Annotated in this window: 13 protein-coding genes; 12 read left to right on the top strand and 1 reads right to left on the bottom strand. The window is 41.1% G+C overall.

The genetic code is table 11. The features are described from left to right. The first annotated feature begins 81 nt into the window (after positions 1 to 81). Positions 82 to 1,959, top strand: a complete 1,878-nt coding sequence (locus FHX64_RS03780) for a glycosyl hydrolase 115 family protein (RefSeq protein WP_183412495.1) — start codon at positions 82 to 84, stop codon at positions 1,957 to 1,959. Here the strand turns inward: FHX64_RS03780 and FHX64_RS03775 are convergent. Continuing rightward, the gene (locus FHX64_RS03775) at positions 1,922 to 2,875 is read right to left on the bottom strand and encodes an IS1595 family transposase (RefSeq protein WP_183411871.1); all 954 of its coding nucleotides are present in this window, start codon (positions 2,873 to 2,875) and stop codon (positions 1,922 to 1,924) included. The two genes, FHX64_RS03780 and FHX64_RS03775, sit on opposite strands and share 38 nt — an antisense overlap. A 214-nt stretch (positions 2,876 to 3,089) precedes the next feature. Between FHX64_RS03775 and FHX64_RS03770 the strand changes: the two genes are divergently transcribed. From FHX64_RS03770 to FHX64_RS03720, 11 genes are all read left to right on the top strand, one after another. Continuing rightward, entirely contained in the window at positions 3,090 to 4,079 is a 990-nt protein-coding gene (locus FHX64_RS03770; RefSeq protein ID WP_183412494.1) for a hypothetical protein, read from the top strand. Positions 4,080 to 4,296: 217 nt separating this feature from the next. Continuing rightward, positions 4,297 to 4,770, top strand: coding sequence for a hypothetical protein (locus FHX64_RS03765; RefSeq protein WP_183412493.1), 474 nt, complete (start codon positions 4,297 to 4,299; stop codon positions 4,768 to 4,770). 175 nt (positions 4,771 to 4,945) lie between these two features. Further along, positions 4,946 to 5,335 carry an ISAon1 family transposase N-terminal region protein gene (locus FHX64_RS03760; RefSeq protein ID WP_183411864.1) on the top strand — a complete coding sequence of 130 codons (390 nt, stop codon included), beginning with the start codon at positions 4,946 to 4,948 and terminating at the stop codon, positions 5,333 to 5,335. A gap of 10 nt (positions 5,336 to 5,345) precedes the next feature. After that, the gene (locus tag FHX64_RS03755; RefSeq protein WP_425487950.1) at positions 5,346 to 6,293 is read left to right on the top strand and encodes an ISAon1 family transposase; all 948 of its coding nucleotides are present in this window, start codon (positions 5,346 to 5,348) and stop codon (positions 6,291 to 6,293) included. Between the two features lie 139 nt (positions 6,294 to 6,432). Continuing rightward, entirely contained in the window at positions 6,433 to 6,792 is a 360-nt protein-coding gene (locus FHX64_RS03750) for a nuclear transport factor 2 family protein (protein WP_183412492.1), read from the top strand. A 563-nt stretch (positions 6,793 to 7,355) separates the two neighbouring features. Beyond that, on the top strand, positions 7,356 to 7,877 hold the full coding sequence (locus tag FHX64_RS03745) for a C40 family peptidase (RefSeq protein WP_183412491.1): 522 nt from the start codon (positions 7,356 to 7,358) through the stop codon (positions 7,875 to 7,877). Positions 7,878 to 8,416: 539 nt separating this feature from the next. Further along, on the top strand, positions 8,417 to 8,977 hold the full coding sequence (locus FHX64_RS03740) for a sigma-70 family RNA polymerase sigma factor (protein WP_183412490.1): 561 nt from the start codon (positions 8,417 to 8,419) through the stop codon (positions 8,975 to 8,977). 242 nt (positions 8,978 to 9,219) lie between these two features. Continuing rightward, a complete protein-coding gene (locus tag FHX64_RS03735) occupies positions 9,220 to 9,855 on the top strand; it encodes a class I SAM-dependent methyltransferase (RefSeq protein WP_183412489.1) in 636 nt (211 codons plus the stop codon). 45 nt (positions 9,856 to 9,900) lie between these two features. After that, positions 9,901 to 10,254, top strand: coding sequence for a hypothetical protein (locus tag FHX64_RS03730; protein ID WP_183412488.1), 354 nt, complete (start codon positions 9,901 to 9,903; stop codon positions 10,252 to 10,254). 732 nt (positions 10,255 to 10,986) lie between these two features. After that, complete coding sequence (locus FHX64_RS03725; RefSeq protein WP_183412487.1) at positions 10,987 to 13,206, top strand: glycoside hydrolase family 3 N-terminal domain-containing protein; 2,220 nt, start codon at positions 10,987 to 10,989, stop codon at positions 13,204 to 13,206. 20 nt (positions 13,207 to 13,226) lie between these two features. Beyond that, on the top strand, positions 13,227 to 14,819 hold the full coding sequence (locus tag FHX64_RS03720; protein ID WP_183412486.1) for a glucoamylase family protein: 1,593 nt from the start codon (positions 13,227 to 13,229) through the stop codon (positions 14,817 to 14,819). The last annotated feature ends 20 nt before the right edge of the window (positions 14,820 to 14,839 follow it).

The raw sequence follows: 14,839 nt of genomic DNA, 5'->3' as shown, positions 1-14,839 counted from the left end.
TGGCAAACACTATATAACACCGTATTCACACCACAATTTATTACTTTTGAATTGTAAAGAATTTGATTTAAATATTAATTTATGAGACTGAAAATATATTACAGTATTGTTTTTTCATTTCTTTTTTCTGTATCAACATTTGCACAGGTAAGTGACGGAACTAATTACGTATCAACTTCGAAAGGCAAAGATTTCTTTACTCTTTCCGAATCGGGTAAATCAACTACCTTATTTGTTAATTCCACAGATTATCCGGGAGTACTGCGCGCCTTAAACGATTTAAAAACGGATATCGGCAAAGTAACCGATGCCAAACCGGACATCGCTTTTGACAATTTACCTGCCCCAAAGGAGATGGTAATCGTGGGAACGTTGGGCAAAAGCCCTGTTATTGACAAGTTGGTTGAAAATAAAAAGCTCGATGTGAGTAAAATTAAAGGCAAATGGGAAGCATTTATAATCCAAACCCTTATTAAACCTTTTCCCGGTGTTGACAAAGCTTTGATTATTGCAGGAAGCGATAAACGGGGTACCATTTTCGGGATATATGATGTGTCATCACACATTGGCGTATCGCCCTGGTATTGGTGGGCTGATGTGCCTATTAAAAAGAATAAAAATTTATATATTAAACCCGGAAAATACAGTGATGGCAGTCCGGCAGTAAAATACAGGGGAATCTTTATAAACGATGAAGCTCCTTGTTTCACGGGTTGGGCAAAAGAAAAATTTGGCGGGGTAAATTCTAAAGTATATGCCAAAGTTTTTGAATTAATATTGCGTTTAAAAGGGAACTACCTGTGGCCTGCCATGTGGAATAATGCCTTTAATGATGATGACCCGTTAAACAGGAAATTGGCCGATGAATATGGCATTGTTATGGGAACATCGCACCACGAACCCATGGACAGGTCGCAACAGGAGTGGAAGCGTTACGGCAAAGGGGAATGGAACTATTTACATAACGAAGCAGAGTTGCGCAATTTCTGGCGCCAGGGAATCGTAAACATGGGAAAAACTGAAACAATTGTTACCATGGGGATGCGCGGCGACGGAGACAAGCCGATGGGAGACAGCACTAACATTGCCCTGCTGGAAAAAATCATTAAAGATCAACGGGAAATTCTTAAAGAAGTAACAGGCAAAAAACCTGAAGAAATTCCACAAGTCTGGGCTTTGTACACTGAAGTGCAAAAATATTATGATATGGGGATGCGCGTACCCGACGACATTACCATTTTATTTAGCGATGATAATTATGGAAATATTCGGCGCCTGCCCAACCTTACAGAACCAAAAAGGGCGGGAGGCTATGGGATTTACTATCATTTCGATTTTAACGGAGGGCCGTGGAGTTATAAATGGATAAATACGGTTCAAATCGCAAAAACATGGGAGCAGCTTCATCTGGCTTATAGAAATGGCATAGACCGTATCTGGATGCTAAACGTTGGGGATATAAAACCGCTTGAATTTCCAATCAGTTTTTATTTTGATTATGCCTGGAATCCTAATAATTGGACATCAGACAAATTGGAAGAATATGCGATTCGTTGGGCACAGCAACAGTTTGGTGAGAAGTACGCCGCGCAAATAGGCAAGGTGATGACCCGGTACAGCAACTATAACGGCTTACGTAAACCGGAACTGATGTTGATGTTTAACCGTTTCAGCCTGACTAATTATCGCGAATTTGAAACTATTGTAGCCAATTATAAAAAGCTTCGTGATGATGCGGAAAAAATCAATAATGAATTACCTGCTGAGGATAAAGATGCCTACTTTGAAACAGTGCTGCATCCCATACAGGCAGTTTCCAATTTATACGAGTTGTTTTATGCCCTTGCCCGAAATAAAATGTATGCCGGTCAAGGCAGGGCATCAACCAATAAGATGGCAGACCTGGTAAAAGAGTATATGATTATCCGCAAAGCGACCTGTTATAAATTCTGGATTTGAAATCGGTATTGTAATTTGCAGCGGCAAACACTAATCTATCGAACATCTTTTCCCCGAAATATCTTCGGTTGAACTTATAGCAGAACTCATTGAGATAATATTGTAAATACTCTTTTTTAAGCTGGTGGTGCATATCAAGTAGTAAACGTTTCACGTTTGCAATACTGATATGAACCCATGGAAGTATCTTCTGAAGGTCTTCTGGTTCAATAACCTGAGCCTTTTGAGACTCCACAGCTTGATGTAGCTTAAAAAATGTTTTTGAATCATCGGTGGTTAATTCCGCCTTTGAATCAATTTGTTCTTTGACAATTTCAACGGCAGTGTCAGCTCTTAAATCAGGCACTACCTGCATTTTAATGTGGTTTATCTTTTTGGGCTTTTTACCCGGTTTTGGATTTTCAACCACAATGCTTTCTGTCATTACAAGGACTTTAGACTTATTCTGACTGCCTGCACCACGTTTTAAGTTCTGTTGCTTACAGTCATCACTTATCAGAGTGGTAATAAAAGCATTGTCAAGTTCTATTTGTCCCGAAAGCTGATATTCATTGTCGCGTTTACCCATTATGTCGCTCAATTTCTTGTGCATTTCCCAAATGGGTTGATAGCGTTTATGTCCCAGTTGCCGTTGCAACTCGGAAGCCGAAAAAGATTTTTTGGTACTGGTCAAAAGGTGCATGGCAACATACCAGTAACGAAAAGGGAGTTTAGAAAATTCTAATACTGTACCCCTTCGTATGGACTGGCGATGATGACAATGCGTACACTCGTAACGTAGCTTGTTTTTAAGCCAAATATGTTTTGTGCTGCCGCATTTTGGACAAACAATACCGATTTGATCCCGTTGCGCCTTAAAATGCGCAATACAGGATTCCTCATCGGGAAAATTTAGAATGAAATTCAAGAGATTCATAGCGTGTATTTTTACTGTTGAATACGCTGTAAATATAATGTATTTCAATGAATTATACAAATATATTGAGAACTTTTTATTACAAACTCAACCGTAATTCTGGCCTCTTTTTCTACAGGTCGCTTTGCGGATAATCATTAAAGAGTACTATGTAAAAGATTCATTGCTTTCGTATTATTACAACCATATATTGAAACAAGGCAAATGGGACCACATGATGGATCAAACCCATGTGAATTATACTTCATGGCGTGGACCCGACGTTGATTCCATTCCGGCAACAACACGCCTTGATTTGAAAAAGGAAGCACAAACGGGGCTGGCTATTGAAGGATCCGACAAGTGGTGGCCTAATGATTCCACCGAAGCCGTTTTGCCGACCTTTAATTCGTATCACGATACTGCATTTTATATTGAAGTTTTTAACCGTGGCAAAACGCCATTTAATTATTCGGTAAAGTCTGATGTTCCCTGGGTGATAGTGTCCCCTTCGTCAGGAAATGTAGTGGAGCAGGAACGCCTGTGGGTAACAATAGACTGGAAAAAAGCACCCAAAGGAAAGCATGAAGCTCACCTGACAATATCCGGCGCAGGGAACCGTAAAATACCGGTTACAGTTCCCGTTAATAACACCGAAACAAAAGAAACCCTGGCCGGAAAGGGGTTTGTAGAAAGTAATGGTTATGTTTCGATCAACGCAGTTAATTATTCCAATGCCATTTCCCGCAATGGATATTCCTGGCACAGACTAGACAATTACGGTAAGATAGGTAGCGGCATAACTTTATTTCCAGCTACCATGCCAAAACAGGAAGCTACCGAATCAGCACCGCATCTTGAATACAAAGTTTTCCTGAAAGATACCGGCACAGTGAACGTACAGGTATACCTGGGTTCTACAATTGATTACAGTGGCGGCAAAGGACTTCATTACGCCATTGCATTTGATGATCAAACGCCACAAATTATTAACAGTACCTTGAAAAAACCCGGAGAACATTGGCAAAACAATAATAGCGATAAGGTAATGATGGATAATGTCAGGATTGACGAATCCGTTCACAAAATCAGTAAAACAGGCGAACATACGTTAAAATTCTGGGTCATTGACAAAGGGCTGATATTGCAAAAATTAGTAATCGATTGCGGGGGTGTAAAGCCAAGCGAGTTAGGGCCTCCTGAAAGTTACAATTCTGCGAGATGATATGATGGAAAACAATAACGTTTGCCAACACGCGGTCATAAAACATAGCGGTTTTCCCCGCTCGCGGAAGTTTGCACCTTGTGTGTTGCTTTGGAAAAGCAAGCATTTTCTTGTTCTGACGAACAACACACCGATTACAAATCGGCGCGAGCGGAGAGTGATAATACCAACTTGAAACTGTTTTAACGCAATGACAATAAGTCTCAAATAAAATAATATGGAAGAAATTCTGAAAACAACTTTGCTTGAATTTGAGAAAAGTACATATCTCATTGACTTAGTTAAGCATAACAGTGGCAAACAATACATTCGCATTTTGCAGACAATTCAAGACGAAGAAATAAATAACAAACGAGTAATTAAAATAAATCCATCACTTTTGAGCGACTTACTTAAAGTGCTTACCACATATCAGGATCTAATCCCGGGCAACAAAGAAAAACAACAAAACGAACAGACGACATCAGACACTGCAACGACACATGTTCGCGCAAGAACTCTGACAGAATCAGACAAGACAGCAATTCAAAATCGTTATTTGAAAGGTGTTTCAATTACTGACTTGACAATACAGTTTGACTGCAAAGCTGAGCTGATTGAACAAGTTTTGAATAATTGTAATATTGCAATCATTGACAACAAACCACCCAAGTCATTTTATTATAAAAAATCCAGATTAAAAAGAAAATGATCCCTTGCTAGCGCAAATTATAAATTTGTGTCAAAAACATAAGAATGTAATGAATTGAAATTTTGATATCTTTGGAGGGGATGGGGGAGGTCGGGCGCTTGCTCTATGAACCGGAGGTTGTATGGGATCAATCGGAAAAGTTGTGTTAGAGGATAAAAAATGATAATTTTGTTTCATGGAAAAAGAGACAGAATTAAAGTCAGCGGAACATCAGTTGTTGGAGTTAATATTGCCAGAAGGGATTCTGGAGTATTTTGAAATAAAATCAGTTAGGAACATTGGGATAGGTTATGCGGTTTATCTTGAAGAAAAGCCTGATATTCCTTCAGAGTATGCAGGAGAACCTCTTCGTTGTCATGGCTTTCATCAGGAACAAACCATACATGATTTTCCAATACGAGGAAAGGTATTTGATTTGAAGATTAAGTGTCGAAGGTGGTTGAATGCCAATACAAACCAAGTGGTTAGCCGAAATTGGGAACTTACGGCAAAAGGAACGCGATTTACACAGGAATTCGCGGCTTTTTTAAAAGAATTACCTGGATACTCATCCCATAAGTGCTAAATCCCTTGCAGTGCATTATTATCTGGATGGCAAGCAGTTGCAAGAGCAATACAAGGACTATCTGAGTGATTATCATCAGTGGGATCAAAAATCTCATGCTCACCAATGGCTGCTTTATCCGGATAATGTAGGCCGCTTCTTAAGTATAGATGAAACCAGCTTGTCTAACGGAGAACTATATACTATTGTCACCAACAAAGCGGCAAAAGGAGGTAAAGGAACCATTGTGGCTATGGTTCGGGGAACTAAGGCAGAGGATATTGTCGCGGTTCTCAACAAGCTGCCAAAGCGTGTCAGGTGGAAAGTCCGGGAAGTTACCATGGATATGGCAGCCAATATGGAATACGTGATCAAAATTTGCTTTCCCCAAGCCAGTAGAGTGACCGACAGGTTTCATGTTCAACAGTTGGCTTATGATGCCGTTCAGGAGCTCAGAATTAAACATCGTTGGAATGCACTGGACAGGGAAACGATCGATATGGCATTAGCGAAAGCCTGCGGAAGGAAATACAATCCACCGGTTCTGGCAAACGGAGACACTCTCAAGCAACTACTGGCGCGTAGCAGATATTTGTTGTTTAAGAAACCCACAGCATGGACATATTCTCAGAAAACAAGAGCTGAAATTCTTTTTGAACTGTATCCTGACCTAAAGAAAGCATATCATTTTTCCTTGCAATTGGGGGCTATTTACCATCAAACAAAAGACAAAGGAGTAGCTTTTGCTAAACTGGCACAGTGGTATGATAGGGTTGATAACTCAGGTATTTTGTCATTTGGAAGCATCACCAGAACCATTCAATCACATTATTTGACGATCCTGAATTATTTTAATCACAGAAGTACAAATGCTTCTGCAGAATCATTCAATGCCAAAATCAAAGCTTTTAGGGCATCTTTCAGAGGCGTGAGAGATGTGAATTTTTTCCTTTTCAGACTAACAAAAATTTATGCTTAATCAACAAAAACACAACTTTCCCGATTGATCCGTTGTATGCTGGTTTATATTGGCACAGCTCACAGACTGCGTGAATAAGCGCAAATACAAAATAAAAGAAATGAGATTGAACGCAGATAATACTTTTTAACCTACAGGTATGAAACCAAATGAAATAGTCAGAACGTTTGTTGAATTATTTAACCGAAAAGATGTTAATGGTTTAGCAGCGTTATACCACGAGGATGCCATAAATTATCAGGTAGCAAATGAACCCATTATAGGGAAAGAAAACATAAAAGAGATGTTTGCAAGCGAATTTGCAGCAGCAGATATGGTCTGTATTGTTGAAAATATTTTCGAAGATGGAGAGTGGAGTATTTTAGAATGGAAAGACCCGCTTGGGTTAAGAGGTTGTGGTTTCTTTCATGTTGTTGACGACAAGATCAAATTTCAAAGAGGATACTGGGATAAACTTTCTTTTTTAAGACAACATCACTTACCCATACCTTCAGAATAACAGGATGACTTTAAGTCATTTGCTCTTCCATGTTGCAGCGCTTTTGTAATCCTTACATAATAGTGTTATGAGCCGGAGGTTTTATGCCGGTTGATGTTGTCTGAACTGAGATGCAGCAGATGAACCAGAAGACCCGGAAACAAAAGAGATGCCCTATATTTGCTGCTGAGTTTTTTAATCCGGGAGCACCGTAATTCAGACACTGTTTTAGAATAATATACCATGGAAAATTACACAGACAAAGGTATTCACTGGCAAAGGTCACAGAGCTATGCCAGCAGGGGAATCTGATTTCAGTCATTCCTGCTTGTACCGTGGGTGCTGCCTCTGTTTACGCCGGAAATGCTTTTTTTATAAAGGTGTTTGAAGAAAGAGAACCTCAATGTCGTTTTGAGTTTGAGAATACAAATCAAAAATGCCAATGATATCTTCATGAAAACTAAAACAATAGGAGAAAAACAGAAGTATGGCAGATGATGGATTAAAACGCCCGGTGCCTCATGCGTATTACTTCTGTACGATCCGGAATGATTACTTATAAACCATATACAATAAGAGTGTCCATGAACAAGTTGATAAAGCTTCGTGATCTCCTTCTTTGGTGTCTTGTGTTGGCGTTTTTCGGTTGCGGTACATCGCGGCATCTTGAAAAAAAGCAGGATAAAAAAGCAGTATATGAAGCTTTAGGCCTGAATAAAGGGCGGAAAGATAATTTTGCCCTTTACAAAGAAGCTGCCGGCTGGTTGCATGTCCCGCATGTGGATGGTGGCACATCCCGCAAAGGGACAGACTGCTCTTTTCTGGTATATACTATTTATAAAACCGTTTATGGCAAAATCCTTGAGCGTAATTCGGAAGAGATGCTGAGGTACAACTGCAAAAGAATACGTAAGAAGAAGCTTAAAGAGGGCGATCTGGTCTTTTTCGATACAACCGGTAAGCCTGAATCGTATGTTAACCATGTGGGCATTTATCTCAAAGAGAATAAATTCTTGCACGCATCCACTTCAAAGGGAGTTGTTGTCAGCAATCTGAGTGACAATTATTACCTCAAAACCTGGGTTTGTGGCGGCAGGGTGAAATGAACTCCTGCTAGTGTAACTTTGTAATCGGTGCAAATCATACTCATGTGATGATATCGGACAAAGCACAATGTCAGTACCGGGATGCAGCAGATGAACCCGGAAAACCGGAAACGAAAAAACAAGCATTTTCTTGTTCTGACGAACAACACACCGATTACAAATCGGCGCGAGCGGGGGTTATTTGATTTCTAACCCCTCCGCTCCGCTCGTCCCCTTTCACCAAAGGGGACAGGATAACACTTGAGAATAATATTTTAGTAACCATGAATATTCTGACCTCTGATGTTAAGGTGGGTGTATCTCCGTATGTTCAAAAGCAGATCACTCTTTTGTTCCGGAGTTTTCGGGAAGCTCATAGTAAAAGCCAGACATTGTATCTTTTCGATATCCATACTTCCCATAACTTCCTTAACTTCGTATTGTTTTAACGACCGGGGAATAAAGCAGTTGATATTCCGATATTTGTTGCGGTAAAAAAAATCACCTGATTTTAAAATAGAACAAACCATCGTTCGTCTATCTTATAGAAACCAGTAATTGTGACACAAACCCTGAACATCACCGACATCGTCAAAAGCTACACCACACGGTTGAGAGCTTTTATCAAAATGAGGGTTTCCTCCGAAGAAGATGCGGAGGATATTTTGCAGGATGTGTTTTATCAATTGGTGGAAACGGATCGCCTGACCAAACCCATTGAAGAGATCACCTCATGGTTGTTTACCGTAACGCGTAACCGCATCACCGACTGGTATCGTAAAAAGAAACCGGAAAGATTACCGGAAGCAGTGGATGAATCGGAACTGTATGAAGAGATGGAAGCAGTGGACGCTTTTTTCACGGATGAAGACCTGGTATGCGATTTTGAGTATCTCTCGGACAAGATGTGGAAACGACTGGAAAAGGCACTTGGCGAATTGCCTCCCAAACAACGGTTGGTATTCGAGATGAACGAATTACAGGGAATCCCACTCAGTGAAATTGCACAACAAACGGGAGATCCACTGAACACGGTGATATCGAGGAAACATTATGCCGTTCAATACCTGCGCGGGCAGATGAAAACGGTCTATGATGAGATGATGGATTATTTTGACTGAACAATAAGAATTGGATATAAGGGAGGAATATGGAGATCTGAAATTAAAGAAGTTACGGGAAGACATAAAGCTAAGGAAGAGCTCTAACCAAGTGGATAGTAGATGGTAGACGGGAGTTAGTAGGGAATCTGTCTTGATTCCTGGCTCTTTTAAATAACAGATTGGCTTTAGACTTTATACCTGTTGCTGACTTTTTTACTAATCCTTCAATCCTTCAAATCTTATAAAGAAAGGAGACATTTATGGATGAATTAAAACACAAGACATTGAACGAACAGAAATGGGATAGATGGGCAGAGGGCCTTGACGCAAAAAATAGGAGGAATGATTACCTGCGGAAGGCGCAACATAATCTGATTGCTCTTTTACCCATCAAAGAGGGAGTGTCATTGCTGGATATCGGATGTGGCACAGGATGGGCGGTTGGAGATGCTGCAAAGGTGGTAGGTGACAAGGGGACATTCTATGGGGTGGACATGTCTGCCAAAATGATTGATAAAGCAAAGGAAAATTACCAGGGCAGACCCGGCATTCAATTCATGCAGGCCAATGCCGAGTCAATCCCTCTGGCTGACGATATGTTCGATATCATTATATGCACCCATTCTTTTCATCATTACCTGCATCCTGATAAAGCGCTCAGTGAAATGAACCGGCTTTTGAGAAAAGGAGGACGGGTCTATATTCTTGATCCTACCGCTGACAGCAGGATCATCAGGTTTGCCGACAGGATTATCCGGGTATTGGAACCGGCACATGTAAAGATATACAGCACTGCTGAGTTTCATTTCATGATAAGCCGTTCGGGACTCAGATACGGAGGATGCCGGGTAATAGGATCGAACCAGAAAGTACACATGGGAGAAAAAGTTTATTAGTCACTTCAAATTGAATCATATCAAATCCTTTAATATATTATCATTATGAGATTTCATTCACATCGACGTAAAATCTGGATCTTCCCGCTCGTGCTGGTAGTTGTTGCGGCAGTGATTCTTGTTACTATGTTGCTTTGGAATGCCCTTTTGCCGGGACTCTTCAAAGCACCGCTCATTACCTACTGGCAGGCTGCAGGATTGTTGTTGTTATCACGGTTATTACTGGGTGGGTTTCATCATTTTCACGATCATGCTCATTCGCATAAGAACAGATTTCGTGAACGCTGGGAACACCTGAATCCGGAAGAACGTGAAGAAGCTTTCCGAAAATGGGAAAAACTGCATGCCGTATGGCAGGGACGCACTGCGCGGGAAGAAACGGCAGGCAACCAACAATGATTGTTTTTTTTGATTAATGAAAACAAGGGAACCGCGGCAGACAACCCTATGCCTTGCATAAGGCGCTTCCTTTGACAAGTGACATCCCGTACAGAGGTTAGCTGTGCGGGATGTTTTATTTAGTGATAGAATCGCTTTCAATCCCTGTCTTGTAAGGTTAAATCATTCTTCTTATTCTTCCCTGACACACTTTATTAAATAGACTCACACCGTTTATTGAATAGACTCTCCTGAACAAGCTTACACTGGCGAAAATCACCTTATAAAATGAAAAGATAACCTTATGGCAGAAAGGAGTGTCTGAAGACAGCAGAAAACGGACCTATTCTCCGTTTCTCTCCAATTTCTCTCCAATTTTGTTCCTCTGTTGGCCTTCTAACGCTATTATCAGAAGTAAAATCCATAGCAATAGCCATACATTGATCCGGGAACAGTAGTCTTTCCGGATCAATCCTTCCTGCCGGAATATTCTTTACCCCTTTTTTGAATTGAAATTGTTCTTTTTTGAAGAGAAATGATAGTCAATATTTAAAATCATCTCTTTTTCTAATGATTGATTATCATTTTATTGGAGCTTTTTTAACGATTATGAGGGGTAAAAGTAGGGTGTGGTTATTGTTAATTTTCAAGTTGTGGTATTGATATTGGGGTTAAATATTTTGAATCCGGCAAACGCCTCATTTACCTTTGACATGAAAATTAAACAACAAAAAACTATAGATTCTAAATGCCATGAAGAAGTTATTCCTTCTGGTTGCCGGTATTCTGGCAACAACCTCCATGCATCTTGCAGCTCAAAATGACCGTATTGAACAGCGTGTCGATTCTGTTCTCCATTTAATGACCTTACAGGAAAAGATAGGTCAACTGGTATTATATACGAGCGACTGGGATGTTACCGGGCCTACAATGCGTAAAGGTTATATTAATGATATTAAAAACGGTAATTGTGGAAACATTTTTAATGCACACTCTGTAAACTACGTGAGAAAGCTGCAGGAGATTGCCGTTAATGATACCCGCCTTCATATTCCTCTTCTGTTTGGTTACGATGTTATTCATGGTTACAAAACTATTTTTCCTATCCCGCTGGGCGAAGCTGCTACATGGGATTTATTTCAGATTCAACGTTCTGCACATGTTGCTGCCGAAGAAGCGGCTGCCGCAGGTGTTAACTGGACCTATGCTCCCATGTGTGATATTACGGTAGATCCCCGTTGGGGACGTGTAATGGAAGGTGCGGGGGAAGATCCTTATTTAGGTTCAAAGATTGCGGCTGCCCGCGTGCATGGTTTCCAGGGAATTCATAATGATTTGGCAGACACTTCTACCATATTGGCATGTGTAAAACATTTTGCAGGTTATGGCGCTCCGATAGGCGGTCGTGATTACAATACAGTCGATATGTCGGAACGCACTTTCCGTGATGTTTATCTTCCTCCTTATCTGGCGGCTATCAAGGCCGGGGCTATGAGCGTAATGTCTGCCTTTAATGAATTAAATGGTGTACCCTGTACCGAAAACAAATGGCTTTTGACCGATATCCTACGGAAAGAAGCCGGATTTAAGGGTTTTGTCGTTTCCGATTATAACTCTGTAGAAGAACTGATCAATCATGGTGTTGCTGCGGATGGAAAACAGGCTGCCGAAATTGCCATTAATGCAGGTTTGGATATGGATATGCAAAGCACGCTTTATCAAAAATACCTGAAGCAGTTGGTTGAAGAGGGAAAAGTGAGCGAAGCCACCATTGATGATGCCGTACGACGTGTATTACGGGTTAAATTTATGCTGGGGCTTTTTGATCATCCTTATTTATATTGTAATAATGCGCGGGAAAAGCGGGTGATTGAATCGCCTGCCAATATGAAAGCCGCTTATGAAGAAGCGCAACGCTCACTGGTCTTGTTGAAAAATGCACATGATGTGTTGCCCTTGACAAAGGGAGATAAAATTGCCGTAATAGGACAACTGGCCGCTTCATCGAACGATTTGCTTGGAGCATGGCGTGCCGATGGTGATACGATTGGCGTACCGAATCTATTGGATGCTATGCGCAAATACAATGGACGCAACAATATAATTTATGCAGAGGGATGCGAAAAGGAAGGATATAACCGTAGCGGGTTTCCGGCTGCTATCGCTGCTGCAAAAAAGGCAGATAAGATTGTGTTGGTGATAGGTGAAGACTGTGATTGGACAGGAGAGGCTTCCAGCAGAGCTAATATTAAGGTTCCGGGAGTTCAAACGGAGTTATTGGCAAAACTGACGGCACTCCATAAGCCTATTGTAGTCGTGTTGATGAATGGCCGTCCGCTTGATTTATCGCGTGAAGATACATTGGCGGATGCCATTCTCGAAACCTGGTATGCTGGCTCGCGCGGCGCTGCTGCTATTACTTCTGTATTGTTCGGCGAATATAATCCTTCGGGAAAATTACCGATTACTTTTCCGCGGTGCATAGGTCAGGTTCCTTTGTTTTATTACGAAAAGAATACCGGACGTCCCATCTACCTGCCTGATCCGAAATATAAATCGCGCTATATTGATTGTCCGAATACGCCACTGTTTCCTTTTGGCTTCGGATTGAGTTATACTACCTTCCATTTTTCCGGTATCACATTGTCAAGTGACCGCCTGTATCCGAATGACAGCATTCAGGCTTCTGTTACAGTAACCAATACAGGCAAGCGGGAAGGGGAGGAAGTCGTTCAGCTTTATATCCATGATTTGGTGGCCGATGTTACACGTCCTGTAAAACAGTTGAAAGGATTCCAAAAAATTGCGTTACAGCCGGGTGAAAGCAAAACAGTAACCTTTACCATTAAACCTTCCATGCTGGCTTTTTATCGCCTTGACATGACCTATGGCACAGAGCCCGGCAAGTTTGACCTGTTTATTGGTGATAGTTCCAATCATGTGAATCAAACCTCGTTTACACTTGAAAAATAAATATAAAACATTTTGTTACAATGACTAAGTTTTTGTCGATCGCATTCTTTCTAACCTTTTGTGTTGCATCACTGCAAAGCCAGAAATATGTTGTGCCCGGCTATATCAAAGCCAGGGGATACGATGCACATGTAAAGCTGACCTTTGATAATCCGGATGCTTTCACTTATGATATTTATGCATCAACCAATGGTGGGAAAACCTTTATCATGCGTGCTGAAACAAGTGGCGATGACTATCTCGATTTTGTAAACGATTTGGGACGGAATTTATCGCTTGTTTACCGGGTGGTGCCTAAAGGAATGAATGTGCTGAGTAAAGATGCAGAGAAATTTCAGGTCAAGGCGCAAACACATGTTTTCACTGACGAAGAACTCCTGGATATGGTGCAAAAATATACCACACGCTATTTCTTCAATTATGCCGATCCCGATTGTGGTATGGCACGCGAAAGGAATAATAATCCGAATGGCAATATTGTGACGACTGGAGGAACGGGATTTGGCATCATGGCTTTGATTGCTGCAGATCATCGCGGATATTTTCCGCATGAAGCTGTCTTCCATAAAATCGACCAGATCGTTACATTCCTCCAAAAAGCAGATCGCTTTCACGGCGCATGGGCGCATTGGTACAACGGAAACACAGGCAAAGTATTTAATTTCAGTAAGTATGATAACGGCGGTGATTTGGTTGAAACAGCTTATATGATAGAAGGCCTGTTGACTGCCCGTCAATATTATCAGGATGGTAATGCTGAGGAACAAGCATTGTGCCAGCGCATCACAAAACTATGGGAAGGCGTTGACTGGAACTGGTACACACAGGGAACCGACTCGCTTTACTGGCATTGGTCGCCAACCTATGGATTTAAATTGAATCATCGCATCACCGGTTTTGATGAAACCATGATCACCTATGTGTTGGCAGCATCATCTCCAACACATCCTATCCGTCCTGAGGTTTTCAAATGCTATTCCATTTCTTCCTATTTCTATAATGGCAAGTCCTATTTCGGGATTCCATTGGCATTGGGGATGCCCTATGGAGGGCCTTTGTTTTTCTGCCATTATTCATTCCTGGGTATGAATCCGCATGGGCTGGTGGATAAAAATGCCAACTATTGGACATTGAACCGTAACCATGTATTGATTCAAAGAGCCTATGCCATTGCAAATCCGAAACATGAGGCGGGATTAAGCAAAGATTCATGGGGATTCACTTCTTCTGATGATCCGTTGGATGGTTATACCTCGCATCAGTTAGGAACTAATGAGGAGAACGGAACTATTTCGCCAACGGCTGCTTTGGCTTCGTTGCCTTATGCTCCCAAAGAGATTCTGCCGGTTTACCGTCATTTCTACTATGATCTCGGAAAGAAGATCTTTGGTCCGTATGGTTTTTATGATGCTTTCAATTTGGGTTTGGTACAAGGACAACAGGTGGTACATTCCTACCTTGCTATTGATGAAGGACCGATCCCTGTCATGATTGAAAACTACCGTAGCGGGCTCTTGTGGAATCTCTTTATGCAAAACAAAGATATTCAGCTAGGATTAAAAAAACTGGGCTTTCAGTTTCAAATCAAACAAGAAAGTTCATACGTTCAGTAAACTACATTCATTAACTAAAA

It is taken from the genome of Microbacter margulisiae (assembly GCF_014192515.1).
Taxonomy (GTDB): domain Bacteria; phylum Bacteroidota; class Bacteroidia; order Bacteroidales; family Paludibacteraceae; genus Microbacter; species Microbacter margulisiae.
The sequence above is the reverse complement of the archived record's forward strand: the minus strand, read 5'-3'. Positions and strand labels throughout refer to the sequence as shown.

What these genes read in the sequence shown, in the direction of transcription:
- FHX64_RS03780 (WP_183412495.1), top strand. Translation starts at nt 82, where the DNA reads ATGAGACTGAAAATATATTACAGTATTGTTTTTTCATTTCTTTTTTCT.
- FHX64_RS03775 (WP_183411871.1), bottom strand. Translation starts at nt 2,875, where the DNA reads ATGAATCTCTTGAATTTCATTCTAAATTTTCCCGATGAGGAATCCTGT.
- FHX64_RS03770 (WP_183412494.1), top strand. Translation starts at nt 3,090, where the DNA reads ATGATGGATCAAACCCATGTGAATTATACTTCATGGCGTGGACCCGAC.
- FHX64_RS03765 (WP_183412493.1), top strand. Translation starts at nt 4,297, where the DNA reads ATGGAAGAAATTCTGAAAACAACTTTGCTTGAATTTGAGAAAAGTACA.
- FHX64_RS03760 (WP_183411864.1), top strand. Translation starts at nt 4,946, where the DNA reads ATGGAAAAAGAGACAGAATTAAAGTCAGCGGAACATCAGTTGTTGGAG.
- FHX64_RS03750 (WP_183412492.1), top strand. Translation starts at nt 6,433, where the DNA reads ATGAAACCAAATGAAATAGTCAGAACGTTTGTTGAATTATTTAACCGA.
- FHX64_RS03745 (WP_183412491.1), top strand. Translation starts at nt 7,356, where the DNA reads ATGAACAAGTTGATAAAGCTTCGTGATCTCCTTCTTTGGTGTCTTGTG.
- FHX64_RS03735 (WP_183412489.1), top strand. Translation starts at nt 9,220, where the DNA reads ATGGATGAATTAAAACACAAGACATTGAACGAACAGAAATGGGATAGA.
- FHX64_RS03730 (WP_183412488.1), top strand. Translation starts at nt 9,901, where the DNA reads ATGAGATTTCATTCACATCGACGTAAAATCTGGATCTTCCCGCTCGTG.
- FHX64_RS03725 (WP_183412487.1), top strand. Translation starts at nt 10,987, where the DNA reads ATGAAGAAGTTATTCCTTCTGGTTGCCGGTATTCTGGCAACAACCTCC.
- FHX64_RS03720 (WP_183412486.1), top strand. Translation starts at nt 13,227, where the DNA reads ATGACTAAGTTTTTGTCGATCGCATTCTTTCTAACCTTTTGTGTTGCA.